This is a genomic window from Rhodospirillaceae bacterium (genome assembly GCA_028819475.1).
GTDB lineage: Bacteria > Pseudomonadota > Alphaproteobacteria > Bin65 > Bin65 > Bin65.
The window spans coordinates 1-25894 of record JAPPLJ010000042.1 but is presented as its reverse complement, the minus strand read 5'-3'; the positions used below and the strand labels follow the sequence as shown (position 1 = coordinate 25894).

The window sequence follows — 25894 nt, the reverse complement described above, 5'->3', positions numbered from 1 at the left end:
GCGTTTCCGGCCACCGGCCAGGCCGTCGGACAACATAGTCCGTCCCGAAGCGAAAAAAATCGCCGCTCGCGGCGGCGGCGCTTCCGGCAAAGGCCCTGCAAACCCGCCCGGCGGCGGCAAAAGCGGTTAATCCAGACTTCGGAAATACGGGCCGCGATTCACCCCGTCAACCGGAATTGACGAATTTTATTAAACATTTCGTCGCGCATCCTTTCCGAAAGTTGCGCAAAAACGGCATCTGGCGAACGATATTGACGCCGGAACCAGGTGAACTGCCGCTTGGCATACTGCCGCGAGGCGGCCTGGCCCTGCGCGATCATCGTGGCGCGGTCGGTCTCTCCGTTGAGGTGGGCCCGGATCTGCGGCACGCCGACCGCCTTCATCGCCGGCAGCGACGGATCGAGGCGCAGCGCGTCGAGGCGCCGGACCTCGTCGATCGCGCCGGCCTCCACCATGCGGGCGAAGCGGGCGTCGATGCGCCGGTACAGTTCTTCGCGCGGCGGCATGACGGCGATCCTGAAGGCGCGGAGCGGGGCCGCGCCGTTCCGGTCCGCCGGCCAGGCGGACAGCGGCCGGCCGCTATGCTCGAAGACCGACAGGGCGCGCACCAGGCGCTGGCGGTCGATCGCGGCCAGCCGGCCGGCGGTCGCCGGATCGACGGCGCGCAGCCGCGCGCGTCCCGCATTGAGGCCGGCCTCGTCCAGCCAGGCGGCAACGGCCTGCACCGCCGCTTCCGGAACGTCGGGAACCTCGGCGATGCCGTCCAGCAGCGCCTTGAGATACAGGCCGGTGCCGCCGACCACGACCGGCAGCCGTCCGGCCTCCACCGCGGCGGCGATCTCGTCCAGCGCCAGGCGCCGCCAGCGCCCGGCCGAGCAGCGCTCCCGCGCCGGGAGGACGCCGTACAGCCGGTGCGGCGCCGTCGACAGCGCCGCGTCATCGGGCCGCGCGGTGACGATTTTCAGTTCCTGATACACCTGCATGCTGTCGGCATTGATCACCGCGCCGCCGAATTCCCGCGCGATCTGCAACGCGATTTCGGACTTGCCGCCGGCGGTCGGACCGCCGATGACGACGATGTTTTCTCGTCGGCCCGGGTTTTTCCGTCGGCCCGGATCGCCCGCCGCCCGGTTCGCCGGTGCGCTCAAACCCGTTCGCTCCCCGAATACGCCGACCGGACACCCTTCATCGGCGCAACCGATTTCGCCCGCAATGAGCCACTTCGTGACGCTGATTGCCAATCCGGCCCTGCCGCGCCTGTCCGACGGAACGGTCACGTCGGCGCGCTGGGCGCTGGAAGACGCCGGCGCCGAAGGCGGCGAGCCGGACTGGCTGTCGCCCCAGGTCGCCTGCGATATCCCGTTTGCCGGCGGCGATCCCGGCGCGGCGCAGGAAGCGGTCAGGCTCTCGGTCGGCCGTTTGCCGGTCGATGTGGTCGTCACCGGCGCAGACAACCGCCGCAAGCGGCTGCTGGTCGCCGACATGGAGTCGACGGTCATCCGCAACGAGATGGTCGACGACCTCGCCGATCTCCTGGGCGTGGGCGACACTGTCCGGCGGATCACGCAGCAGGCGATGAACGGCGAAATCCCGTTCCGCGAGGCGCTTGCCGTGCGCGTCGAACTGCTCGGCGGCCTCGAAAAGGAATTCCTGCAGGCCTTCTGCTACCGCATCGAATTCACGCCCGGCGCGCGAGCCCTCGTGCGCGCCATGCGCAAGGAAGGCGCCTTGGCCGCCCTGGTCTCCGGCGGATTCCGGATCTATTCGGAATTCGTCCGCCGCGAATGCGGTTTCGACATCGACGTCGCCAACGACGTCGTGGTGGACGGCGGCGTGCTGACCGGACAGCTGGTCCATCCCGTGCTCGGCGCCCAGGGCAAGCTGGAGGCCATGGACGCGTTTCTCGCCGACCGCGGCCTGTCCCGGCAGGACGCCCTGGCGGTCGGCGACGGCGCCAACGATATCCCGATGTTGCAGGCGGCGGGCGCCGGAGTCGCGTTCCGGGCCAAGCCCGCCGCCGCGGCGGCGGCGCAGCACCGCATCGAGCACGGCGATCTGACCGCGCTTCTGTATCTTCAGGGCTATCGGCACGATGAAATCGCCGCCGCCGCGTCCGGGGACTGAGTTCCCGGGGGCGCCGGCCCCTTCCGCCACAGCCCTTTCCGCCACAGCCCTTATTGCAGCTTGAACCGGAGCACGACGAAGCGCCGGTCGTCGCCGCGTTCGATCAGCAGCAGGGCGGAGGTCTTGCGCGCGCTTTTCGACTCGTCGACCAGTTTCCTGACGGCCTCGGGCGTTGCGACGGCGGTATGCTCCATCTCGACGATGACGTCGCCCGGCTTGACACCCTTGCGATCCGCGTCGCCGTCCGGCTCGACGCCCAGGACGACGACGCCCGCCCTCGTCTCGATCCCGTAACGGTCCGCAAGTTCGGGGGTGATCTTGCCGAGCCGCAGGCCGAGTTCGGGAAACAGGTCGGGCCGGATCCCTTCGGTGTCGAGCTTCTCGGCGGCGCCGGTCTGCACAGCCTTTTCCAGTTCGCCCAGGGTGACGGTGAGCGTGACGGTCCGTCCGCGCCGCAGCACGGAGATACGCACGCTCTTGCCGACCGGCGCGGCCGCCACGATCTGCGACAGGCGCGCGGCGTTGGGCACCGTCTTGCCGTCGAACTCCAGGATCACGTCGCCGGAGACGAGGCCGCCTTCGGCCGCCGGGCTGCCGCTCACGACGTTGGCCACCAGGGCCCCGGTCGGCGTCTCCATGCCCAGCGTCCGGGCCAGCTCGCCGTCGACCGACTGGATCTGCACGCCCAGCCAGCCGCGCCGCGTCCGGCCGTAGAGCTTCAGCTGCTGGATGATCGGCGCCGCAAGGTTCGAGGGTACGGCGAACGCGATGCCGGCATTGCCCTGGCCGCGCGAAAAGATTGCGGTGTTGACGCCGATGACGTCGCCGGCGCGGTTGAACAGGGGGCCGCCGCTGTTGCCCCGGTTTATGGCCGCATCGGTCTGCAGGAAATCGACGAAGGAACTGCCCAGGAAACCGCCGAAATTCTGCAGATGCCGGCCGCGCGCCGAAAGGATGCCGGTGGTGACGGTCTGGCTGAGGCCGAACGGGTTGCCGATGGCGACGACCGCCTGGCCGATCCGCATCGTGTCGGAATTGCCCCATTTCACGAAGGGCAGGGGGGCCTTGGGCTTGACCTTGAGCACCGCCAGGTCGGCCCTGGGGTCGCGGCCGACGACCCGCGCCTCGAGCTGCCGGCCGCCGTCCAGCACCACATGGACGACCGTCGCCCGGCTGATGACATGGTTGTTCGTGACGACGAAGCCGTCGGCGCTGACGATGAAGCCGCTGCCGACGTTCGAGCCGCGCTGCCGGTTGCGGCGCTTGTTGAAATACTCCCGGAAATACTCTTCGAAGGGCGAGCCCTCCGGCGCCGGGCGCCCGGCCGCCGGCTTGCCGCCCTGGGTCGTCGTGATGCTGACCACGGAGGGCAGCAGCCGGGCGACAAGGTCGGGCAGGGAAACGCCCCGGGCATCGGCGGCTTGCGGGGCCGAGGCGCGGGTCTTGCCGGTCTCCGCCTTCGCGGCGCTCGCGCCCAGCACATGGCCGGCGGCGGCAAGGCATGCCAGAGCGGCCAGGGTGGTCGGTACGATCCGGGCGTGGTGCGGCGATCTCGGTTTCTTCATCCGGTGCATCCGTCCTGCGAGGCCGTGGCGGTTCCGGAACCGGCGCCGTCCGGGAAGATTCCGTGCACCGCTTCCAGCCGCTTGCCGATACCGACTATACCCGAATTCGGGCAAAATTCTGCCGCCAATCGTCCAAAACGTCACGCAGGTTCGTTTGTCGGTAACGGGTCAGTTTGAAATTGTCCGTCGCGCCGGAACGCCCGACGTTCCTCCGACGGCGGAGGGAAGTCGGTAATAACTGCAAACGCCGCCGGTTCGTCGATGCCCGGAAACCTGATTTTGCCGCCCCGGACTTGATCCGGGGCCCAGAGCTTGCCCTGAGCGAAGTCGAAGGGGCCGACCCGAACGGTCTCAGCCGGTGGCTCCTGGGCCCCGGATCTCCGCTGCGCTTCGTCCGGGGCGGCAAGGGAGGGACGGGCAACGATATCGGCCATCGGAACGGCCGAGGACCGCGGACGCATGGTTACAGATATAATCCCCAAAATCTCTCGCCTGCTGAGCCTCGTTCAAAGCACTGTTCCGGAAAGATTTCTCCACTCCGCGGCTGCGCCGCTCCGGTCGAAATGACGGAGAGGGGGCGGCTGCGCCGCTCCGGTCGAAATGACGGATAATGGGATCGGCGCTGCCCGGTGCCCCTACCAGCGGAAGGCGGCGGCGGCCCAGGTCGGCCGTTGCCGGTATCGGGCGTAAAGCGGCGGCAACGCGGCGGGCGGCGGGTCGCCCAAGGGCGCGATGCCCAGTTCCTCGGCCAGCAGGCCGCCGGTGATGAACAGCGAATCGATGCCCGCCCCGTTGGCGCCGGCGATATCCGTGCGCAGGGAATCGCCGACCGCCAGGATGCGCGCGGGCGGGATGCCGGGAAACCGCGCGAAGCTCAGCGTGTAGATCGGCCGGTGCGGTTTGCCGTGATAGCCGACGTCGCCGCCGAGCGCGGCGTAGCGCGCAGCGATGGCGCCGGCGCAGATCTCCCGCACCGGCCCGCGCAGCACTTCCAGGTCGGGGTTCACGCACAGCATCGGCAGGTTTCTTGCCCGCGCCTCGGCGAGCAGGGCCGCATAGTCCGCGACCGTATCGGTGCGCAGGAACGCGCCGACGCACAGCAGGAAGGTCGCCCGTTCGAGCGAGCCGGCCTCTTCGACCGCCTGGTCCTGGAGGACGGATTCGTCGCCGGCCTCGCCGATCAGGAAGGCGCGGTCGCCGAGTGCGGCATGCCAGGGGTCGGCGCGCGCGCGCAGGGCCAGCCAGCCGGCCTCGCCGGACGACAGGACGGGGCCGTAACAGTCCCGCGGAATGCCCACGGCATCCATCCGGCCGACGACCGCGGCCGAGCGGCGGGGCGCGTTGGACAGGATCAGGACGGACTTGCCGCGCTGCGCCAGGGCGCGCAGGCAGTCGACGGCGCCGGGCAGGGGCTCGACGCCGTTGTGGATCGTGCCCCAGAGATCGAGGATGAAACCGTCATACCGGCCGGCGACCGCGGACAGGCCGGCGATCACATGGTTCGGTTCCGTCATGGGCCTCCCGCTGCGCCGCTGCCGCGCGATCTCCCCGATTGGCTCCGCGAATGGCTCCCCGAATCGCGGGATCCCGAATCGTGGGATCGCGGAACCGCCATAGCATCCGGCGCTCCGGCGCACCGTCCGACAGTCCGCCGCATGGATCCGGGTTCGGGGCTCCGGGCGTCCCGAAAATCCGCAGCTTTCGCGGCTTGCCGGCTTTCGGCGCCGCCCGTATAGTCGCCGCCGCTTCACCCATATTTCGTCCATTTTCCGACGGTGGCGCAATGAGCCGAACACGGCCGGCCGTTCCCGGATCGTATCGTCCCAGCCGGGACGAGCCGTTCATGAATCCGGTGATGACCGCCTATTTCCGGCAGAAACTGGAGCGCTGGCGCGACCGGCTCCTCGGCGATGCGGAGGAGACGATTCACACCATGCAGGCGGAGAGCCTGAACGAGGCCGACATGGCCGACCGGGCGACCCTGGAATCGGACCGCAGCCGCGAGCTGCGCGCCCGCGACCGGCAGCGCAAGCTGATCGCCAAGATCGACGCCGCCATGCAGCGGATCGAGGAAGGCACTTACGGCTATTGCGAGGAGACCGCCGAGCCGATCGGCGTCGACCGCCTCGACGCCCGTCCGATCGCCACGCTGAGCATCGAAGCCCAGGAACGCCACGAACGCAGGGAGCGGACGCAAAGGGCGGATTGAAGGGGTGGGGGCGGGCGGTGCCGGAATCTCCTTTTGAAGAATAGGGTGAAGCGGAGGCTCACGGTGCGCCTCTAGCTGGCCTGCGCGTCCACAAGCTGTGTACCTATGCCCGTCACGCCGAAAGACAGCACAGCGGGTCGCCGCTCCGCCGTAGCGGTTCGATACGGTCACAGTCCGGCCGGCCGGCGTTGCCGCACAGAACGCAGTGCCAACTGTCGTACTCGAAGACGGTGTAGCGGGCTGTTGCCTAATGGCGCGCATTCACGTGGGTGTGGTGGTGACTCATATCCTTCTCCTGCGACACCGGTGTCCAAGTTTCCGGCCGGGCAGGATGATTTAGGGTAGAAAACTTTCTTACGAGCAGGGGAACGATGTTGAAGTCAGATTTTTCAAAGTATAGAGGTGCACTGAGACCTCCTCAGATCGCTAGCGGGATAAATGCGGCGCGGCGCAATGCGCGTCGATTGGCAGATGACGCCAAGCTCTTGTTAGAGGCGGACCGTTATCCAACTGCCGCCGCAATGGCAGTGCTTTCTATCGAAGAGAGTGGGAAAATAACCATCCTTCGCCAGTTTGCGTCCATCCCGGACACCGAGCGAAAGCGCCTTTGGCGAGAGTACCAAAGTCATCAAAAGAAGAATGTGATGTGGATATTGCCCGATCTGGTCGCCTCTGGTGCACGCGATCTGGACTCGCTCGCACCGGCAGCGGACACATCAGGAGAACACACAGCTCTGCTCGACCAAATCAAACAGATTAGCCTTTACACCGACTGCTTGGGCAATGCTCACTGGACGGAGCCTGAGAAGGTTATTGACCGCGAAGTAGCGAATCGCTTGGTCAGTACTGCCGACCTCTTGGCGCGAAGTTCCTTTACAACTGAAACGGAAATAGAACTTTGGAAAAAGCACATGGCACCCGTTTACGGAGCGCCGATGGATGTGCAGAAAGCCGCGCTCGTAAATTGGTTCTCCGCGATGAAGGAGAATGGATTGCGGGACAAAGATGACACCCCGCCCACTATAGAGGAATTCCTTTTTGGTGAGGCCGCACCGACGGCAGACGAATAGTCAAATTTTCTGTAAAGTCTTGCCCGATACTCATAGACATTTTGGCTACGCGCCCAAGCCGTTATAGCGCCAGCGCCGTAGCGGCTTATCCGGCCAGCGCGAAGCGGACCCAGTGGTATGCCCGGAGCGGGCTTCGATAGCCGGCGTTAACGGCTAGAATATCCGTCGCGGCTACATCATCCTTGGCGCGGGCCCGCCAACCGGCTCTGCGAAACCGTCGGGCCGGATAAGTGAGCGAGTAGGGTTTTCATGCTTTATTGAAACCTAATCCGCTTCCACTTGAACGACGGTTTCCGCCGTTTTTCCCAGAATTCCAACCAAATTGTGCCGTCCGGCTCGGTGCCAAAAGACAGTATGACAGCTTTCGGTCTCTGGTCTTCTCCCAACGTGGCAAAGCCAATACCGAGACACCAGATGAAATTCCGGTTTGGCACATGGTCTCGAACCAAAGGCTCACGTGTGGGGCTAACGTCAACAGGAGACAACTCGACAACGCGCTTTTGCAACTCTGCACAGCGCAGTTCTGACCGGCGATCCGCAGCTAAAGCTGATCCAGAGAGCACTGACAATCCCAACACGACTGTAGATGTTAACTTCCTCACCAATCTTTCCCTTCTATGGAGACCGTTACTCCCCACATCGATCCGTTCCCCTGCAGGGCAGGCCGGCGGTGCCATCACGGGGCCAGCCATCAACCGTGTAAAGTCTTGTGTACCTTCCTACGTTGTCTGTCCGTGAAAGCTGGTGTTTCACTCACACTTTCCCACGAAAGCATGTGTCACCTTGATCAGTCCGGACTTTTGGGAGACGAGCGAGAGGCTCTTCTTCTCCGTGTCAAGCGCATATAGCTCCGTCACCGGTCCCCATAGGATCAGGATGTGGCGGATTGAACCCTGTCTGGCGACCTCGTACACTTGAGCGCCGTAGTCGCTGGTGCTTCTCGTCCAATCTTGCCCTCTGAGCGTGCTCTTCAGGACTACCTCTTTGACCTTGTCGGTTCCCAAGAAGATCGTTGTGGTCTTCAGTGATCCTCGTTCCCATCCGGGAGAATTGCCAGCAAGCTCATTTCGAAAGAAGTAACTGTATCCTTTCATGAAGCCACACGAAGCGATTACCGCTGCATTTGCTGACATGCCGCCTCCGCCGATTGCGGCTGCCAAATACAAAATCCCTGCGAAGAAAAATCTCATTGGACCGCCTCCCTTGTTCGGGTTAGCCCGTGCCAGAGCAGCCATCGCGCCGCACCCGACTGCACCTTTGCCAAGGCGGCCGGGTCTTTACGGGTTTCTGTGCGATCGCACAGTAATTCGGGAAAGTCGGGAGCCGCGGATTTCCGCTAACCCCTTGAAAAACTTGGTGGGCGCGGCTGGGTTCGAACCAGCGACCCCTGCCGTGTGAAGACAGTGCTCTCCCGCTGAGCTACGCGCCCTGATTTGCCGGCCCGCCGCGCCGCCTGCGCGGGGGCCGGGTTCCGCCGGCAAACGCCCGCGGCCCGGCGCCGCCCGCCAGTGTCGTCCGCCCCAGTGTCGTCCGCCAGCGTCGCGTGCCGGAGGCGCTATGTATGGAGTGCGCCGTGCGGCTGTCAAGACGGCGGCGTCCGGCAGCCGGCCGGTCCGCCGGGCAGCCGGCCCAAGGCATTGAAATTCCGAGGGAAATCGCGGGGAAAATCGCGGGAAAACCTGCAATATAATAATTTTTTCCGAAAATACGATTTTTCTCTTGACAGGCACGATCACATTTCCTATATGGCGCGCACCGACACCTGAGGTGTGTGCCTGCCGCAGTCTGCGGGCGCCCTCCGGATATTCCGAATGTCGATTCCTCCGCGGTCCCGAATCCGGTGGCCCGAGGCAGCGACTGCCTTAGTCCGGCCGGTCGGGTCTATCGACCCGGCAGTCGCCTTCCGTTCGGGATGTCAACTTCGCAATCTGCGGGGCCGGGGCGAGTGGCGCAAAAAAAAACGCGGAAGACAGACCGGTCCGTATAGCGGTCCGGCCTGCGGCAAGCGGCGCGGTGTGCGGCCGAAAGCGCGGTTTTCCGCCATTTCGGCCGGCGCAGCGCGACCGCATAGCGAACAAATGCGATGGAATAAAGTCCTTCCCGAGTCGCATTTGCGCAACAAAGAAGGGCCGCGGGGCGGACTCCGTCCGCTCCGCGAACCCTTCGGCCATCCTCCGGGGCAAACCGGGGGCAACCCGGGGCAGGCCGCTCTGCGGCCCGCTCCGGCAACGGCGCCTGGAAGCGAAGGGCCCGGCGGTTTCCCGCCGGGCTCCTTCAGCGCCGGATCAGTTGGCCACCCGGGCTTCCGGCTGTCCGCCGCGGCCCCGGCGGCCGAGCCCGATGCGCTTGGCGAATTCCGAACGGCGCTTGGCGTAGTTCGGCGCGACCATCGGATAATCCGCCGGCAGCCCCCATTTCTGGCGGTAGTCGTCCGGCGACATGTCGTAGGTCGTCCGCAGATAGCGCTTGAGCATTTTCAGTTTCTTGCCGTCTTCCAGGCAGACCAGATATTCCGGCGTCAGCGACCGGCGCACCGGCACCGCCGGCTTGGGCGCCGATTCGGCCGCCTGCGCTTCGCCCAAGGCATTGAGCGAACCGTGGACTGTCCTGATCAGATCCGGAAGCTGGTTCGTCGCGGTCGTGTTGTTGCCAACATAGGCCGAGACGACATCAGTGGTCATCCGGAGCATCTCCTCACGGGAGATACGCTCCGTGTGCTCGTTACTCATACCCCGCGTCCTTTTGTTTTGCGCCTTGTTTGGCGCTTTGCTAGGCCGGCAGGCTCACCGTTTTTCCGGTGTTGACCTGCCGGCACGCACTTCACTCTATCGCACAGTATTGGCCGCAAGTCAATTCAACCGGTTTCGGTTTCTTTCAGACGAATCAAATCGTTACTCGATTATCTTAAAGCGATACTCATGTAGACCGGCTTTCCGGCGCCTGCCGGACGTCTCTATTTGGCGCCGTCTTGCCGGGGCCCCGGCCATCTCTCCGGCAGCATTGAAAGAGACAGTGCGATCCCCGAAAAGCGGCTGCCGGCCGGCGCGGAATTGCCTTCGGCCGGCGAACGGGATATACGAGATCGTGTCGTTGCACCGGCGCAATGCGCGATATCTGGTGGTTCGGGCGGAAATCGGTGGCGCCGGCTATCGAGGGAACCGCGATTGACTGCGAAAACCGTAGCCGTTGCGTCGGATCATGCCGGCTTCGCGCTCAAATCCGCCCTGGCCGACGACCTGAAGGCGCTGGGGCATCGGGTTCTGGATCTGGGGCCGGCCTCCGCCGAGCCGGTCGACTATCCGGATTTCGGCCATGCGCTGGCCCGGTCGGTCGCATCGGGCGACGCGGAGATGGGCGTGGCCGTCTGCGGCTCCGGAATCGGCATCAGCATTGCGCTCAACCGCCACCGGGGCGTGCGCGCCGCGCTGTGTCACGATAGCCTCTCGGCGCGCCTGTCGCGGCAGCATAACAATGCCAACGTGCTGGCGCTGGGCGGGCGGCTGATCGGTGTGGAGACGGCCCGCGATGCGCTGCGCATTTTCCTCGAAACGCCCTTCGACGGCGGGCGGCATGCGGCGCGGGTCGACAAGATCGACAGCGCCGCGGGTTGACCGGCCGTCCGCCGCCCAACGGAAGTTCTCGCGATGACACGCCCCGGCTCCGCAACGATCCTGCCCTTCGACGACGGCCTCTTCGCCGCCTCGCTGCACCAGTCCGATCCCGAGCTGTATGACAGCATCCGGGCCGAGCTGCGCCGGCAGCAGGACCAGATCGAGTTGATCGCGTCCGAGAACATCGTCTCCCGCGCCGTGCTGGAGGCCCAGGGCTCGGTGCTCACCAACAAATATGCCGAAGGTTATCCGGCGCGCCGCTACTATGCCGGCTGCGACCATGTCGATGTCGCCGAGAGCCTGGCGATCGAGCGGGCCAAACGGCTGTTCGGCTGCGCCTTCGCCAATGTCCAGCCCCATTCCGGCGCCCAGGCCAACACGGCGGTGATGATGGCGCTGCTCAAGCCGGGCGACACGATCCTCGGCCTGTCGCTGGCGGCCGGCGGCCATCTCACCCATGGCGCGGCGCCGGCGCTTTCGGGCAAATGGTTCAACGCGGTCCAGTATGGCGTGCGCGAGGATACCCACCTGATCGACTACGACCGGGTCGCGGCGCTGGCGGAGGAACACCGGCCGAAGCTCATCATCGCAGGCGGCTCGGCCTATCCGCGCTTCATCGATTTCGGCCGCTTCCGGGAGATTGCCGACAGCGTCGGCGCGACGCTGATGGTGGACATGGCGCATTTCGCCGGACTGGTGGCCGCCGGCGTGCATCCGAGCCCGGTGCCGGTCGCCGACATCACGACGACGACGACCCACAAGACCCTGCGCGGCGCCCGCGGCGGCATGATCCTGACGAACGACGAAGCGCTCGCGAAGAAGATCAACTCGGCGGTGTTTCCCGGCTCCCAGGGCGGGCCGCTGATGCACCAGATCGCCGGCAAGGCGGCCGCCTTCAAGGAAGCGCTGACCCCGGAATTCCGGACCTACTGCGAGGCCATCGTCGCGAATGCCAAGGCGCTGTCGGCCCGTTTGGTCGAGCGCGGTTTCGCCATGGTGGCCGGCGGCACCGACACCCACCTGATGCTGGTCGATCTGCGGCCCAAGGGGGTGACCGGCAACATCGCCGACGAGAGCCTGGAGCGGGCCGGGATCACCTGCAACAAGAACGCCATCCCGTTCGATCCCGAGAAGCCGACCGTTACGTCCGGCATTCGTCTCGGCTCCCCGGCCGCGACGACCCGCGGTTTCGGCGTTGCGGAATTCGAACAGGTCGGCGACCTGATCGCCGATGTCCTCGAAGGGCTGGCGGCCAACCCGGAAGACAATGCGGCGGCCGAAGCGGCGGCCCGGGAAAAGGTCCTCGCGCTGTGCCGGCGCTTTCCGGTCTATCCGGGGATGTAGGTGCCCGGCGCGGCAGCAGTCCTGCCGGCGGCGCGGCGTTTGACGTCGAGGACGGCGGGGGTCTAGCGGGGGTCGAGCCGGGAGTCGAGCCGGGAGTCGAGAAGGAGAGGGGCCATGCGCTGTCCGTTCTGCGGGGGTGACGACACCCAGGTCAAGGATTCGCGGCCGACCGAGGACGGCTCGTCGATCCGGCGCCGCCGGTTCTGCGCGTCCTGCGGCTCGCGGTTCACGACGTTCGAGCGGGTGCAGCTCCGCGACCTTATGGTGGTCAAGAAGAACGGCCAGCGCGTGCCGTTCGATCGCGACAAGCTGTTCCGCTCGCTCTCCATCGCCCTGCGCAAGCGGCCGATTGCCGAGGACCGGATCGATCGTATCGTCAGTTCGATCACGCGCCGGCTGGAGAGTTCCGGCGAATCGGACATTCCCGCCCAGCATATCGGCGAACTCGTGATGGAGGCGCTCGCCGGCCTCGACCAGGTTGCCTATGTCCGCTTCGCCTCGGTGTACAAGAACTTCCGAGAAGCCAAGGATTTCGAGCAGTTCCTCGGCAGCCTGGGCGAGCGGGAAGAGGAAACGGCGGGCGAAGATTGACCGACGGCGCTGCCGACCGCCGCTGGATGACGGCGGCATTGGACATCGGCCGGCGCGGCCTCGGAACGACGGCGCCCAATCCGTCGGTCGGCTGCGTTCTGGTCAGGGAGGGCCGCGTCGTCGGCCGCGGCTGGACCCAGCCGGGCGGACGGCCCCACGCGGAAGCCGAAGCGCTGGGCCGTGCCGGCGCCGAAGCCCGGGGCGCAACCGCCTACGTCACGCTGGAGCCCTGCGCCCACCACGGCCGCACGCCGCCCTGCGCCGAGGCGCTGATCGGGGCCGGCGTCGCCCGTGTCGTGACCGCACTGGAGGATCCCGACAGCCGCGTCGCCGGTTCGGGTCTGGCGCGGCTCGCGGCCGCCGGAATTGCTGTCGAATCGGGCGTTTGCGCGGATATTGCCGCCTGCGATCTCGGCGGCTATCTGATGCGCCAGCGCGCCGGGCGCCCGCGTTTCTCCCTCAAGCTGGCGACCAGCCTGGACGGGCGGATCGCCACCGCCGGCGGCGACAGCCGGTGGATCACCGGTACGCTCGCCCGGGCGCGCGGACACGCGCTGCGCGCATCGCACGACGCCGTCCTGATCGGCATCGGGACCGCGCTGGCGGACGATCCGATGCTGACCTGCCGCCTGCCGGGAGTCCGCCGGCAAACCCTTCGCATCGTCCTCGATTCGCAGGCCCGGCTGCCGGCTGACAGCCGCCTGGCGCAGACCGCCGCCGAACATCCCGTCTGGCAATTTACCACCGCCGGCGAAGCGGCCGGCGATACGACTGGCGAAGCGCCGGTCCGCCGGTTTTCCGTTGCTGCCGACAGCACGGGCCGGACCGATCCGGAGGCGGTCGCCGCGGCGCTCGGGGCCGAGGGGTTGAACAACGTTCTCGTCGAGGGCGGCGGGCAGGTGGCTGCGAGCCTGATGCGCGCCGGTCTTGCCGACCGGCTCTACTGGTTCCGCGCCGGCCTCGTGCTGGGCGGCGATGCCCGGCCGGCCGTCGGCGCTCTCGGCCTCGACCGGGTCGCCGACGCCGGGGGATGGCGCTTGCGCTCGCGCAAACCCTGCGGCGGCGACCTGCTGGAGACCTGGCATCGCGAGCGGGAGGCGGGCGGCAGCCCGGCGCAGTATCGCCCATGTTCACCGGCATCGTAACCGATATCGGCTGCATCCGCAGCCGCGCGCAGCCGGCGGGCGGCGACACGCGGTTCGAGATCGAAACCGGCTACGACACTGCCGGAATCGCCATCGGGGCGTCTATCGCGTGCAGCGGAGTCTGCCTGACGGTGATCGAGACCGGGTCAGGCTGGTTTGCCGTCCAGGCTTCGGACGAGACCCTGTCCTGCACGACGCTCGGCGACTGGCGCGCAGGCCGGCGCATCAACCTCGAGCGGGCCCTGCGGGCCGGGGACGAACTCGGCGGGCATATCGTTGCCGGCCATGTCGATACCGTGGGCCGGGTGGAGGCGCGCGACCCGGCATCGGGCAGCGAGGTCTTCCGTTTCGCCGTCGACCGGGCGTTCGGCCGCTACATCGCACCGAAGGGCTCGGTCGCCGTGGACGGCGTCTCGCTGACGGTCAATGCGGTGGAAGACGGCGCCGGCACGCGGTTTTCCGTCAACCTGATTCCGCACACGCTGGATGTGACGACCTTGGGCGATTTGCAGCAGGGCGGCGCGATCAATCTGGAAGTGGACCTGATGGCGCGCTACGTTCAGCGCATGTTGGCCCTTGAACCGGCGAGCGGGGAGTCCTCGGCGTGAGCGTTCGCGACCGTCTGAGCGTGGTTTCGAAGCAGGACGTGCGCCGCGCGGCCGACGACCTCGCCTTCCTGTCGCCGATCGAGGAGATCATCGAGGACGCGCGCAAGGGCAAGATGTTCATCCTGGTCGACGATGAGGACCGGGAGAACGAGGGCGACCTGGTCATCCCGGCAGAGAAGGCGACGCCGGAGACGATCAATTTCATGGCCAAGTTCGGCCGCGGCTTGATCTGCCTCGCCATGACGGGCGAACGGGCGGCCCATCTCGGCCTCCAGCTGATGCCCCAGAAGAACAACAGCCGGTTCTCGACGGCGTTCACCGTTTCGATCGAAGCGCGGGAAGGGGTGACGACCGGCATCTCCGCCCATGACCGGGCGCACACCATCGCGGTCGCGATCGACGAGGAGTCCGACGCCAGCGCGATCACGACGCCCGGCCATGTCTTCCCGCTGGTCGCGCGCGACGGCGGCGTGCTGGTGCGCACCGGGCATACCGAAGCGGCTGTCGACCTGGCGCGCCTCGCCGGCCTGCACGCCTCCGGCGTGATCTGCGAGATCATGGACGAGGACGGGTCGATGGCGCGCCTGCCGCAGCTTGTGGCCTTCGCGCAGTTCCACGGCCTGAAGATCGGATCGATCGAACACCTGATCGCCTATCGCCGGCGCTTCGACAAGATCGTCGAGCGGGTGGAGGAAGGCGATTTCACGTCCGATTTCGGCGGCGCCTTCCGCGCCATCGTCTACCGCAACCGGATCTCCGGCACGGAGCATATCGCGCTGGTCAAGGGCGATTTCGCCGACGGCGCGCCGGTCATGGTCCGAATGCACGCGCTCAACGTCTTCAGCGATCTCCTGTACCAGGCCGGCACGGGCAAGTCGGGCGAACTCCAGCGCGCCATGCGCATGATCGGCGAGGCCGGCCGCGGCGCCGCGGTGCTGATCCGCGAACCGCTGTCGCTTTCCACATCCGGGATTCTCGGCAATCGCGCGCCGGTCGGCGGCAGCGCCGGCGGACCGCAAGGCGAATTGCGCAATTACGGCGTCGGCGCGCAGATTCTGACCGACCTCGGCATCCGCGACATGCTGCTGCTGACCAACAGCAACCGCACGGTGATCGGCCTCGACGGCTATGACCTGTCGATCAGCGGCCGCATCCCCATACCCAAAACAGAACAATAGCCCAGCCCGTTCGAATGGCCTACCGCCCGCCCCACATCCTCATCGTCGGAGCCCGGTTCTACGGCGATATCGCCGATATGCTGGTGCAGGGCGCCGAGGCGGCTCTGACCGAGGTCGGCGCCACCTGGGAACGGATCGAAGTGCCGGGCACATTCGAAATTCCCGCGACCATCAATTTCGCCCTCGACCGGTTCGACGGGTTCGTCGCGCTGGGCTGCGTCATCCGCGGCGAGACGACCCACTACGACTATATCTGTTCGGAAAGCGCGCGCGGCCTGCAGGAACTCGCACTGTACAAACGTGCGCCCATCGGCTACGGCATCCTCACGACGGAGAACCGGGAACAGGCGGTCGTGCGGGCCGATCCGAAGCAAAAGGACAAGGGCCGGGATGCCGCCGTGGCCTGTTTGCGCATGATCGAGGTGAAGCGTCGCTTCACCGGCACCTGATCCCATGACGGCGGCCCGGGCGGGGACCAGCGGCGCTCCTCCTGAAGCCGGGTCCGGCCGCCCGGCCGTCCGGCGCGCCGACGGTCACCCCGGCGGTCACCCCGACCGGCGGACGCAAGCCCGCATCGCAGCCGTACAGGCGCTCTACCAGCTCAGCGCAACCGACGCCGCCCCGGACGAAGTCGTCGACGAATTCCACCTTCACCGGATGCGGGAGGCCGGTCCGGCCGCGATCGCCGACAAGGCGCTGTTCAGGGAGATCGTCCGCGGCGCCTGCGGCGACCGTGCCGCGCTGAACCGCATGATCGGGGAGTCGCTGTCCGAAAGCTGGACGCTGGAACGGATGGACCGCGTCCTGGTCGCGCTGCTCAATGCCGGGGCCTGGGAGCTGCTCGGCCGGGCGGAAACGCCGGCCCGCGTCGTCATCGCCGAATATGTCGACGTGGCCCGGGTCTTCTTCGACAAGCGCGAGCCGGCATTCGTGAACGGCGTGCTCGATCGCCTGGCCCGAACCTTGCGATCCGGGGAATTCGCCGAAGATCCCAATTCCTCCGATGCGGCGGAAATCGGGAATTTCGCGGAAGGGGCGGACAGGGTTGGGGCGGATAAGGTTGGGGCGGACAGGGCCGGGGCGGACAAGGTTGGGCCGTCAACAGGCGGGGCCGCCGAACCGGAGGCCTGAGGCTGTGGCGGCGCGAACCGTCCGATCGGGCGAATTCGACCTGATCGCCCGCTATTTCAAGCCCCTGGCGGCCGGCCGGGACGGTGCGTTCGGCCTGACCGACGATGCCGCCCTGCTCGGCGTCTCCGACGGCGCCGACCGGATCGTTACGACGGACGCCCTTGTCGAGGGGATCCATTTCCGGCCGGACGATCCGCCCGACCGGGTTGCGCGGAAGGCGCTGCGGGTGAATCTGTCCGATCTGGCGGCAATGGGGGCGGCGCCGGAGGTCTACACTTTGGCGCTCAGGATTCCGGACGAACGGGACGACGACTGGGTTGCTGCCCTGGCACGCGGCCTGGCCGCCGACCAGGCGCGCTACGGCGTCACCCTTATCGGCGGCGACACGGTCGGCGGCGGCGCTGACGGCGACTCGGGGCCGGCAATGCTCTCGGTCACGGCAATCGGCTGCCTCGCGCGCGGCCCGGCGCTGCGCCGCGGCGGCGCGGCGCCCGGCGACGACGTCTGGGTCTCGGGAACGATCGGCGACGGCGGCCTCGGCCTGCGGGTCTGCAAGGGCGAGGCGGCCGGGCTCGACGCCGCACAGCGCCGGTTTGCCATCGACCGCTACCAGCTTCCCGAACCCCGGGTCGAACTCGGCTCCGCCCTCGTCGGCACGGCGACGGCGTGCCTCGACATTTCCGACGGGCTGGTCGCCGACCTCGGCCATCTGGCGCGGGAGTCCGGCCTTGCAGCCGAAATTCTGCTGGCGGACGTGCCATGGTCCGATGCCGCCGAAGCATCCGGCTATCCCGAAATCGAGCGGATTACGGCGGGCGACGATTACGAGCTCGCCTTCACGGCGCCGCCGGACCGGCGCGATGCCGTCAGGGAAGCCTCCCGGACCACCGAAACGCTGGTCTCCCGGATCGGCATTATGCGTCCGGGCTCGGGCGTGCGGGTGCTCGACCGTAGCGGGTCGCCGATTGCCGTTTCGCGGACCGGATGGCGGCATCGCTAGGCGGCCTGCCTGCCCTTGCGCCGCAAAGTTGTCACATTGATAGCCCGAGCCTGTTTCGGCATGGTCCGGCCGCCTCACCGGCGTGCAGCGGCGCATTGTGAATAGTCACTGGAGCGCGTGCACGAGCCGGACCGGCAAGGGCCGAGAGCATTGCCGGAAGCCGCCTGGTCGAGGGTTTCCCGTCTCGCCGGGAAACCCGGAACAGACTTCGCAAAGAGAAGTTTGAAAAGGGGATACTCCTGAAATGGAATGGGTACCGTATTTCGCGCTCGTCTGCGCGCTGCTCGCGGTCGTCTACGGCATTGTCACCAGCCGCACGGTGCTTTCGGCCCCCGCGGGTAACGAGAGGATGCAGGAGATCGCCGCCGCCGTTCAGGAAGGCGCGCGCGCCTATCTGAACCGCCAGTACATGACGATTGCGATCGCCGGCGTCGCGATTGCCGTCATCGTGGCCTTGCTGCTCGGCGTATGGGTCGCCGTCGGATTTGCGATCGGGGCGATTCTGTCCGGCGCAGCCGGCTATATCGGCATGAATGTGTCGGTCCGGGCCAATGTGCGGACCGCGGAAGCGGCGCGCCAGGGCCTGGCGCAGGGCCTGAGGATCGCCTTCCAGGCCGGCGCCGTCACCGGGATGCTGGTGGCCGGGCTCGCCCTGCTCGCGGTCGCCGGCTACCTGTTGATCCTCCAGGGCCTCGGCACGGACCAGCGCGGCCTCGTCGATGCGCTGGTTGCGCTGGGCTTCGGCGCTTCGCTGATCTCGATTTTCGCCCGTCTCGGTGGCGGCATCTTCACCAAGGGCGCCGATGTCGGCGCCGATCTTGTAGGCAAGGTGGAAGCCGGCATCCCCGAAGACGATCCGCGCAACCCGGCCGTGATCGCCGACAATGTCGGCGACAATGTCGGCGACTGCGCCGGCATGGCGGCCGATCTGTTCGAGACCTACGCCGTAACGGTCGTCGCCACGATGGTGCTGGCGCTGATCTTCGGGATGGAGGCCGGCCTGATCTATCCGCTCGCGATCGGCGGCGTCTGCATCATTGCGTCGATCATCGGCACCTATTTCGTCCGCCTCGGCGCCTCGAACAACATTATGGGCGCGCTCTACAAGGGTTTCATCGCGGCAGCCGTCCTATCGCTTGTCGGCATCGCCATCGTCACCGAACTCGTCCTCGGCTTCGACACGGCCTTCAAGGCTGGCGGCACCGCCTTCACCGGCATGGACCTGTTCGTCTGTGCCGTGATCGGTCTGGTCGTCACCGGCCTGATCATCTGGGTGACGGAATACTACACCGGCACGGATTACCGGCCGGTCCGCTCGGTCGCCAAATCTTCGGAGACCGGGCATGCCACGAACGTGATTCAGGGCCTCGCCATCTCGATGGAAGCCACGGCCCTGCCGGCGATCATTATCTGCGTGGCCATCCTGGCGACCTACCTGGTGGCCGGTTTGTTCGGTATCGCCATTGCCGTTACCGCAATGCTTGCGCTCGCCGGCATGGTGGTGGCGCTCGATGCCTACGGCCCGGTGACCGACAACGCCGGCGGCATTGCAGAAATGGCCGAACTGGACGAAGACGTGCGCAACACCACCGATGCGCTGGACGCGGTGGGCAACACCACCAAGGCAGTGACCAAGGGCTATGCCATCGGTTCGGCAGGCCTCGGCGCGCTGGTCCTGTTCGCCGCCTATACCCAGGACATCGCCTACTTCAAGGCGGCGGAAGTGGCCTTCTTCAAAGATGTCGAGGTCAATTTCTCGCTGTCCAACCCGTATGTCGTGGTCGGGCTGATCGTCGGCGGACTGCTGCCCTACCTGTTCGGCGCACTGGGCATGACCGCGGTCGGCCGCGCGGCCGGAGCGGTCGTGCTCGAGGTGCGCCGTCAGTTCAAGGAAATCCCCGGCATCATGGAAGGCACCGGCAAGCCGGAATACGGACGCTGCGTCGACCTGCTGACCAAAGCGGCGATCAAGGAAATGATCGTGCCGTCGATGCTGCCGGTCCTGTCGCCGATCGTTCTGTTCGTGGTGATCTGGGGGATCGGCGGCAAGTCGGCGGCCCTGTCCTGCGTCGGCGCCATGCTGCTCGGCGTGATCGCAACGGGCCTGTTCGTCGCCCTGTCGATGACTGCCGGCGGCGGCGCCTGGGACAACGCCAAGAAATTCATCGAGGACGGCAACCACGGCGGCAAGGGCAGCGAAGCCCACAAGGCCGCCGTGACCGGCGATACCGTCGGCGATCCCTACAAGGACACCGCCGGGCCCGCGGTCAACCCGATGATCAAGATCACCAACATCGTCGCCCTTCTCATGCTGGCGGTGCTGGCGCACTGACCGACGCGCGCTATTCCGACGAAAAGCCCCCGGTGCACCGCGCCGGGGGTTTTTCGAGTTCGGAAGGCCGGGCCGGTTCAGAGCCCGTAGGCCTTCCTGCTCTTTCCGGTTACGGCGCGGCGCCGCACCAGCAGGTCGATCATGCTGTGGAAGAAGCCCGGCTCGCCGGCGTCGGCTTTCGTGGTGCGCGAAATCCGGTCCACCTTGCGCGCATCCTCAAGCCCGTAGGTCCGGATGCGCTTGACCACCTGCTTGTCGTCGAACAGCAGCTCGATCACCTGCTGGGTCTTGACCTCCGGCGCCAGGAAGGCAACCGTCTCTTCCCGCTTGCTGATGTAGTACCAGGTCTTGTTGTCGAAGGCGGAAACGGTCGACGGCGGACCGAGGACGCGCATCACGTCCGACGCCGACGTAACCCCCTGGCGGATGCGGATCATGTCTTCCTGCTCGGCGGCGTTGCCGCGAATGTCGACGCGCGGAGAACAGGCCGCCAGCGCCACCATTGCGCAGAGTCCGGCCGCCAGCAGCGCACGCCTTGCCGTCCAGCGCCTCTGCCCGCCCTGCATGTCTGCCATCGCGCCCTTCCGCTCGTTCTGGCCCGCAACGGGTACCGCTGCCGCGCGACCGGTTCGCCCAATGACTTGCCGGTTGCATCCGGGAAAATACCTGTCGGTATTCGACGATTCGATATGCCGCGCCGGTCGGGGAAGTCAATCGAACCCGCCGCCGCACCGGCCGCCCGGGAGAGGGGAGGCGTAACCGGAAACGCCGCCCGAACCGGGTTCGACCTGGAGCGTGGACCCATGACCCTGCTCGACCGCCTGGAAACGATCTTCGGCACGGACCGGCGCCGCGGCCGCGATGCCGCCCGCACCCTCTATGCCCGTATCGTCGAAGCGGCGCGCCACGATCATTTCTACCGGGCGCGCGGCGTACCCGATACGCTCGACGGCCGTTTCGAACTCGTCGCGCTGCACACCGTCCTGGTCTGCCGCCGCCTGGCCGCCGAAGGCGCGGACGGCGCCGAATCGGGGCAACATCTGTTCGACGTCATGATCGAAGACCTGGACGTCAACCTGCGCGAGCTCGGCGTCAACGATCCGTCGCTCGGCCGGCGGGTCAAGGAGATGGCGCGGGCCTTCTACGGGCGGCGCGACGCCTACGCCGGGGCGCTCGACAGCGGCGACCGGGCCGCCCTGGAACGGGCCGTTGCGCGCAATCTCTACGGTACGCTCGAACCGACGCCGGAAAATGTCGCCTGGGCGGCGGACTATATCGAAGCGGCGGCGCAGGGACTGGACAGCCTGCCTCTGTCCGCCGTCGCGGGGGCCGATGTCCGCTTCCCGGAGCCGGCATCATGACGGGAACGCGCCCCTGGACCGCGGCGACGGTCGATCTTGCCGCCGTGCCGGCCGCAGGCATGTCCGTGCGCCTGTCGGCCGGGGCCGAAGACCGGCGCGCCATCGCCGATCGCCTTCAACTCCCGGCCGTCGAGGACTGTACGGCGACCTTCAGGATCCGGCCCGAAGCCGGCCGTGACCGCACGACGATCGAAGGGCGGCTCACGGCCCGGCTGGTCCGCCGCTGCGTGGTTACGGACGATCCGTTTACGGAGGCGGTCGAGCAGACGGTCGAGTGCCTGGTCGTGGCGGAAGAGCCGGAGGCCCCGGACGACGGCGCGGACGAGCCGGACTGCGAGATTGTCCCGGACGGGGTGGTCGATCTGGCGGAACTGGCGATCCAGTATCTCGCGGTCTCGATGGCAGCCTATCCGCGCGGCCCGGATGCGGACCGGGCCCTCGCCGCCTTCCGCGCCGAAGCGACTTCCGCCGCCGGCGAACCGGACAGCCCATTCGCCGGCCTGGGCGGGCGCCTGGGCATGACGGCGGCGAAGCCGGTCGGTGAGGAAGGCGAAGACGGCGGCGCCTGATCTGCCGGCGCCGGAACTGCCGACGGGTGCGCAGGCGGCGGGCCGGTTGTGCGACCGTTGGTCCTTGTCGCCCAACGGGAAAATCGCTAAGTATCGGCCTCGACAGATACCGCCCCGGCCTGCGCCGGGGCGTCTTTCGTGAGCCGGATCATGGCCGTACCGAAATCGAAAATATCGAAGTCCCGCCGCAACATGCGGCGCGCGCATGACAGTCTCACGGCGGCCAATGTTGCCGAGTGCCCGAACTGCGGTGAGCTCAAGCGTCCGCACCATGTCTGCGCCGCGTGCGGATACTATGGAGATCGAGAGATCATCGACGCGGCGGAAGCCTAGGACTTTTCGGGCGCGCCTGTGCTATCAGTCGGCGACTGAGCGGCCGCCCCGATAATCGGTCGCCGCCGTCGAATTTGAATCGATACGGGCGGAACATTGAGCGAGCGGATCACCATCGCGCTGGACGCCATGGGCGGCGACAATGCCCCCAGGAGCGTGTTGCGCGGCGCGACCATCGCCAAGCGCCGCTATCCTGAGCTCGACTTCCTGATCTTCGGGGACGAAGAACGCCTGGCGCCGATGATGAAGCGGATGATCCGCGTGCGCCGCTCGTCCACGATCATCCACACGCCGGATGTCGTGGCGTCGGACGAGAAGGCGGCGACGGCGCTGAGGAGCGGCCGGAATTCCAGCATGCGCAAGGCGATCGACGCGGTACGGAACGGCGAGGCCGCGGGCGTCGTCTCGGCGGGCAACACCGGCGCGTTGATGGCGATGGCGAAGGTGGTGCTGAAGACCGTGCCGGGAATCGACCGGCCGGCCATGGCGTCGTTCTTCCCGACGCTGCGCGGCGAGACCGCCATGCTGGATCTGGGCGCCAATATCGAATGTTCGGCCGACAATCTGGTCCAGTTCGCCATGATGGGCGAAATGTTCGCGCGCACCGTTCTCGGTTCGCTGCGCCCGACCGTCGGCCTGCTCAACGTCGGCTCCGAAGAGGTGAAGGGCCATGAGGAACTGCGCGAGGCGCATGCAATCCTGAAGGATGGCGGACTCGCCTACAGCGGTTTCGTCGAAGGCGACGACATCGCCGCCGGCACGGTCGATGTGGTGGTCGCCGACGGTTTCAGCGGCAACGTGGCGCTCAAATCCGCCGAGGGCACGGCCAAGCTGGTCAACGAATTCGTCCGCCAGACCTTCAAGAGTTCGCTGCTCGCCGCGATCGGCTATCTCTTCGCCCGCCGCGCCCTGATCAAGCTGCGGGCCCGGGTCGATCCCCGGCGCTACAACGGCGCGACCTTCCTCGGCCTGAACGGCATCGTGGTGAAATGCCACGGCGGATCGGATGCCCTGGGCTTCGCGACCGGAGTCGGCGTGGCGCGCGACATGATCCGCAACGGCTTTATCGACAGGATGGCGGCGGAGTTCCACGGCCCGGCCGCTGCCGGGGCGGACAGGCGGCGCGAACCGGCCGAACCGGAACCGGACGCCGTTATCGGTCTTGGCGCCCGGGCGGTGTCCTCGTCATGACGGGCGCGATCGATGCGGTTGTGACCGGCGTGGGCGCCTACCTGCCTGAAAATGCCGTCAGCAACGCCGATCTTGAATTGCGGATCGAGACGTCGGACGCATGGATTCAGGCGCGCACCGGAATCCGGCAGCGCCACGTCGCAGCCGACGGTGAACTGACCTCCGACCTGGCCCTGCAAGCTGCCCGGGCGGCGCTTGACGATGCCGGGATCGACGGGCCGGAACTGGATCTCATCGTCCTGGCGACGACGACGCCGGATTCGACCTTCCCCGCGACCGCCACCAAAGTGCAGGCGGCGCTCGGCATGACGCACGGCGCGGCGTTCGACGTTCAGGCGGTCTGCGCCGGTTTCATCTATGCGATAAGCGTGGCCGCGAACGCGCTGGCCGCCGGCCAGGCAGCGAAGGCCCTGGTGATCGGCGCCGAGACGTTCACCCGCCTGCTCGACTGGAACGACCGCTCGACCTGCGTCCTGTTCGGCGATGGCGCCGGCGCCGTCCTGCTGGAGAGCCGGCCTTCCAACGGCGCGGACCGGACCGGCGTATTGTCGAGCCATCTGCATTCGGACGGACGCTACTACGATCTGCTGTATGTCGATGGCGGTCCGTCCTCTACCGGCACCACCGGCCATGTCCGCATGCAGGGGCCGGAGGTCTTCAAGCACGCGGTCAACAAGCTGTCGGACGCGGTACGCGAAGCGCTCTCCGCCAACGGTCTGGAATCCGGCGATGTCGACTGGTTCGTGCCGCACCAGGCCAACAAGCGAATCATCGACGGTACCGCGAAAAAACTTGGTATCGATCCCGACCGGGTGATCCTGACCGTCGACCGGCACGCCAACACCTCCGCCGCCTCGATACCGCTCGCGCTTCACCAGGGCGTTTCGGACGGCCGGATCAAGAAGGGCGACCTGGTCGTGCTGGAAGCCATTGGCGGCGGCCTGTCCTGGGGCGCCAGCGTCATCCGCTGGTAGGCGCCGAAATCCCGTCCGCGCGTCGGGCGGCCGCTATCGCATTTGCTCATGATCGGCGACGACACGCCCGCAATCTTTCGCGATCCTCTGCCTGAAGCGGTTGACGTCGCGGTCATCGGCGCCGGTATCGCGGGCACGGCCACGGCCTGGTTCCTGGCGCGGGCCGGCGTGTCCGTCCTGCTTTGCGAAAAGGGACGGGTTGCCGGGGAGCAGTCGAGTCGCAACTGGGGCTGGGTCCGGCAGCAGGGACGGGACGAGGCCGAACTGCCGATCATGATGGAGGCCAACCGCCTGTGGCGCGGCCTCGCGGAACAGACCGGCGAACCCGGCCTCGCCTTCACACCGTCCGGCTGTGTTCATGTCGCCCCGGACCGGCAGAAACTCGCGAAGTTCGAAGCGTGGTGCGAAACCGCCGGACGGCACCAGCTCGATACGCGGATGCTGACCCGGAACGAGGTCGGCGAACTGCTTCCCGGCGTTGCCTGCGACTGGATCGGCGGGATGGCGACGCCGAGCGACGGCCGGAGCGAGCCCGGTCTGGCAGTTCCGGCGCTCGCCCGCGCCGCGCACCGGTCGGGCGTCGCCATCGTCGAATACTGTGCCGTTCGGACCCTCGACCTGGAGGGCGGCCGCCTCGCCGGTATCGTGACCGAGCGGGGCCGGGTCCGTTGCGGCAGTGCCGTGCTCGCGGGCGGGGCGTGGTCCGGTCATTTTGCAGACAACGCGGGTTTCGGCCTGCCGCAGCTTCTCGCCCGCGCCACGGTCATGCGCACCGGGCCGGCCGCTCACGTCGTCCGCCCCAACGTATCGCTGGGCGGCCTCGCCCTGCGCCGGCGCGACGATGGCGGCTACACGGTTGCGACCGGACTTGTCGACCATTTCATCGGGCCGCCGTCCTTCCGCCACGCGTGGCGCTTCCGCCGGCTGTTGAAGCAGTCGGCGCGCGAACTCCGGCTGCTGCCCGCAGCGCCCCGGGGCTATCCCGGCGCTTGGGCTACGGCACGGCGCTGGACCGGGGGCGAGGAATCGCCGTTCGAGCGGGTTCGCGTGCTCGATCCGGCGCCATCGCCTGCGGCCGTCCGGCGTATCCGGGCCCGGTTGCCGCAGCAGGTTCCCGCGCTTGCCGACGCCGGATTGGCCGGGGCCTGGGCCGGCATGATCGACGTGACTCCGGATGCGGTGCCGGTCCTCGGCCCGAGCGACGCGATACCGGGCCTGTGGATCGCAACGGGATTCAGCGGGCACGGATTCGGCATCGGGCCCGCGGTCGGACGGATAACCGCCGATCTTGTGCGCGGACGCCCGCCCGGCCACGATCTCGGCCGGTTTCGCCCGGGCCGCTTCTTCGACGGCAGCGCCATCGTCCCGGGTCCGTATTGAAGCGGCCGGCGCCGGCTGTCCGGCGCGGGATGTGCCGGTTAATTCCGGCCTGCCGCAGATGCCCGGTGCCGCCGGGCGGGCGGAACCGGGCGCGTACGGAAAGAATTCTGGCGATTTTCTTGACCCCTGGTTCCCGGATAGGTTTCGATTTGGCTTCGGGGAAACGCGCACGCTGCGG

Annotated in this window: 25 protein-coding genes and 1 tRNA gene; 19 read left to right on the top strand and 7 right to left on the bottom strand. The window is 67.3% G+C overall.

Annotation, left to right across the window (positions count from 1 at the left end; all coding sequences use genetic code 11):
- Positions 1-158: 158 nt before the first annotated feature.
- Positions 159-1148, bottom strand: a complete 990-nt coding sequence (gene miaA, locus OXM58_13240; protein ID MDE0149328.1) for a tRNA (adenosine(37)-N6)-dimethylallyltransferase MiaA — start codon at positions 1146-1148, stop codon at positions 159-161.
- Positions 1149-1212: 64 nt separating this feature from the next.
- Between miaA and serB the strand changes: the two genes are divergently transcribed.
- The gene (gene serB, locus OXM58_13235; GenBank protein ID MDE0149327.1) at positions 1213-2124 is read left to right on the top strand and encodes a phosphoserine phosphatase SerB; all 912 of its coding nucleotides are present in this window, start codon (positions 1213-1215) and stop codon (positions 2122-2124) included.
- Positions 2125-2174: 50 nt separating this feature from the next.
- Here serB and OXM58_13230 read toward each other — a convergent pair whose 3' ends face one another.
- Positions 2175-3689: a Do family serine endopeptidase gene (locus OXM58_13230; GenBank protein ID MDE0149326.1), complete on the bottom strand. Its 1515-nt coding sequence runs from the start codon at positions 3687-3689 to the stop codon at positions 2175-2177.
- Positions 3690-4324: 635 nt separating this feature from the next.
- Positions 4325-5203: a TIGR01459 family HAD-type hydrolase gene (locus OXM58_13225; GenBank protein ID MDE0149325.1), complete on the bottom strand. Its 879-nt coding sequence runs from the start codon at positions 5201-5203 to the stop codon at positions 4325-4327.
- Between the two features lie 329 nt (positions 5204-5532).
- On the opposite strand from OXM58_13225, the gene dksA reads away from it, so the two are divergent.
- Positions 5533-5898 carry an RNA polymerase-binding protein DksA gene (gene dksA, locus OXM58_13220; GenBank protein ID MDE0149324.1) on the top strand — a complete coding sequence of 122 codons (366 nt, stop codon included), beginning with the start codon at positions 5533-5535 and terminating at the stop codon, positions 5896-5898.
- A 371-nt stretch (positions 5899-6269) separates the two neighbouring features.
- A complete protein-coding gene (locus OXM58_13215; GenBank protein MDE0149323.1) occupies positions 6270-6968 on the top strand; it encodes an AbiV family abortive infection protein in 699 nt (232 codons plus the stop codon).
- 749 nt (positions 6969-7717) lie between these two features.
- Here OXM58_13215 and OXM58_13210 read toward each other — a convergent pair.
- The 3 genes from OXM58_13210 to OXM58_13200 all read right to left on the bottom strand — a co-directional run bounded on the left by OXM58_13210 (position 7718) and on the right by OXM58_13200 (position 9697).
- Entirely contained in the window at positions 7718-8158 is a 441-nt protein-coding gene (locus OXM58_13210; protein ID MDE0149322.1) for a hypothetical protein, read from the bottom strand.
- 164 nt (positions 8159-8322) lie between these two features.
- Positions 8323-8397 (bottom strand) — tRNA-Val (locus tag OXM58_13205).
- An 856-nt stretch (positions 8398-9253) separates the two neighbouring features.
- The gene (locus OXM58_13200; GenBank protein MDE0149321.1) at positions 9254-9697 is read right to left on the bottom strand and encodes a MucR family transcriptional regulator; all 444 of its coding nucleotides are present in this window, start codon (positions 9695-9697) and stop codon (positions 9254-9256) included.
- Between the two features lie 435 nt (positions 9698-10132).
- Between OXM58_13200 and rpiB the strand changes: the two genes are divergently transcribed.
- The 10 genes from rpiB to OXM58_13150 all read left to right on the top strand — a co-directional run bounded on the left by rpiB (position 10133) and on the right by OXM58_13150 (position 19908).
- On the top strand, positions 10133-10579 hold the full coding sequence (gene rpiB / locus OXM58_13195; GenBank protein ID MDE0149320.1) for a ribose 5-phosphate isomerase B: 447 nt from the start codon (positions 10133-10135) through the stop codon (positions 10577-10579).
- Between the two features lie 33 nt (positions 10580-10612).
- On the top strand, positions 10613-11923 hold the full coding sequence (locus tag OXM58_13190) for a serine hydroxymethyltransferase (protein MDE0149319.1): 1311 nt from the start codon (positions 10613-10615) through the stop codon (positions 11921-11923).
- A gap of 114 nt (positions 11924-12037) precedes the next feature.
- Positions 12038-12514: a transcriptional regulator NrdR gene (nrdR, locus tag OXM58_13185; protein MDE0149318.1), complete on the top strand. Its 477-nt coding sequence runs from the start codon at positions 12038-12040 to the stop codon at positions 12512-12514.
- Complete coding sequence (gene ribD / locus OXM58_13180; GenBank protein MDE0149317.1) at positions 12511-13659, top strand: bifunctional diaminohydroxyphosphoribosylaminopyrimidine deaminase/5-amino-6-(5-phosphoribosylamino)uracil reductase RibD; 1149 nt, start codon at positions 12511-12513, stop codon at positions 13657-13659. Before nrdR ends, ribD begins: the two co-directional genes overlap by 4 nt.
- A complete protein-coding gene (locus OXM58_13175) occupies positions 13641-14267 on the top strand; it encodes a riboflavin synthase (protein ID MDE0149316.1) in 627 nt (208 codons plus the stop codon). Before ribD ends, OXM58_13175 begins: the two co-directional genes overlap by 19 nt.
- A 38-nt stretch (positions 14268-14305) precedes the next feature.
- Positions 14306-15445 carry a 3,4-dihydroxy-2-butanone-4-phosphate synthase gene (gene ribB / locus OXM58_13170; GenBank protein MDE0149315.1) on the top strand — a complete coding sequence of 380 codons (1140 nt, stop codon included), beginning with the start codon at positions 14306-14308 and terminating at the stop codon, positions 15443-15445.
- 14 nt (positions 15446-15459) lie between these two features.
- Positions 15460-15894, top strand: coding sequence for a 6,7-dimethyl-8-ribityllumazine synthase (locus tag OXM58_13165; protein ID MDE0149314.1), 435 nt, complete (start codon positions 15460-15462; stop codon positions 15892-15894).
- A 4-nt stretch (positions 15895-15898) separates the two neighbouring features.
- Positions 15899-16576, top strand: coding sequence for a transcription antitermination factor NusB (gene nusB, locus OXM58_13160; protein ID MDE0149313.1), 678 nt, complete (start codon positions 15899-15901; stop codon positions 16574-16576).
- 4 nt (positions 16577-16580) lie between these two features.
- Positions 16581-17576 (top strand): thiamine-phosphate kinase, encoded by a 996-nt coding sequence (gene thiL, locus OXM58_13155; protein ID MDE0149312.1) that lies wholly within the window; start codon positions 16581-16583, stop codon positions 17574-17576.
- 244 nt (positions 17577-17820) lie between these two features.
- Entirely contained in the window at positions 17821-19908 is a 2088-nt protein-coding gene (locus OXM58_13150; GenBank protein MDE0149311.1) for a sodium-translocating pyrophosphatase, read from the top strand.
- A gap of 77 nt (positions 19909-19985) precedes the next feature.
- On the opposite strand, the gene bamE is transcribed toward OXM58_13150, so the two are convergent.
- Complete coding sequence (gene bamE / locus OXM58_13145) at positions 19986-20483, bottom strand: outer membrane protein assembly factor BamE (GenBank protein MDE0149310.1); 498 nt, start codon at positions 20481-20483, stop codon at positions 19986-19988.
- A gap of 228 nt (positions 20484-20711) precedes the next feature.
- On the opposite strand from bamE, the gene OXM58_13140 reads away from it, so the two are divergent.
- The 6 genes from OXM58_13140 (at position 20712) to OXM58_13115 (ending at position 25716) form a co-directional block, all read left to right on the top strand.
- The gene (locus OXM58_13140) at positions 20712-21269 is read left to right on the top strand and encodes a ubiquinol-cytochrome C chaperone (protein ID MDE0149309.1); all 558 of its coding nucleotides are present in this window, start codon (positions 20712-20714) and stop codon (positions 21267-21269) included.
- Complete coding sequence (locus OXM58_13135; protein MDE0149308.1) at positions 21266-21838, top strand: hypothetical protein; 573 nt, start codon at positions 21266-21268, stop codon at positions 21836-21838. Before OXM58_13140 ends, OXM58_13135 begins: the two co-directional genes overlap by 4 nt.
- 150 nt (positions 21839-21988) lie before the next feature.
- On the top strand, positions 21989-22171 hold the full coding sequence (gene rpmF, locus OXM58_13130; protein MDE0149307.1) for a 50S ribosomal protein L32: 183 nt from the start codon (positions 21989-21991) through the stop codon (positions 22169-22171).
- Positions 22172-22267: 96 nt separating this feature from the next.
- Positions 22268-23362: a phosphate acyltransferase PlsX gene (gene plsX, locus OXM58_13125; GenBank protein MDE0149306.1), complete on the top strand. Its 1095-nt coding sequence runs from the start codon at positions 22268-22270 to the stop codon at positions 23360-23362.
- On the top strand, positions 23359-24336 hold the full coding sequence (locus OXM58_13120) for a ketoacyl-ACP synthase III (GenBank protein MDE0149305.1): 978 nt from the start codon (positions 23359-23361) through the stop codon (positions 24334-24336). Before plsX ends, OXM58_13120 begins: the two co-directional genes overlap by 4 nt.
- Positions 24337-24384: 48 nt before the next feature.
- Positions 24385-25716 carry an FAD-binding oxidoreductase gene (locus OXM58_13115; GenBank protein ID MDE0149304.1) on the top strand — a complete coding sequence of 444 codons (1332 nt, stop codon included), beginning with the start codon at positions 24385-24387 and terminating at the stop codon, positions 25714-25716.
- Positions 25717-25894: the final 178 nt, after the last annotated feature.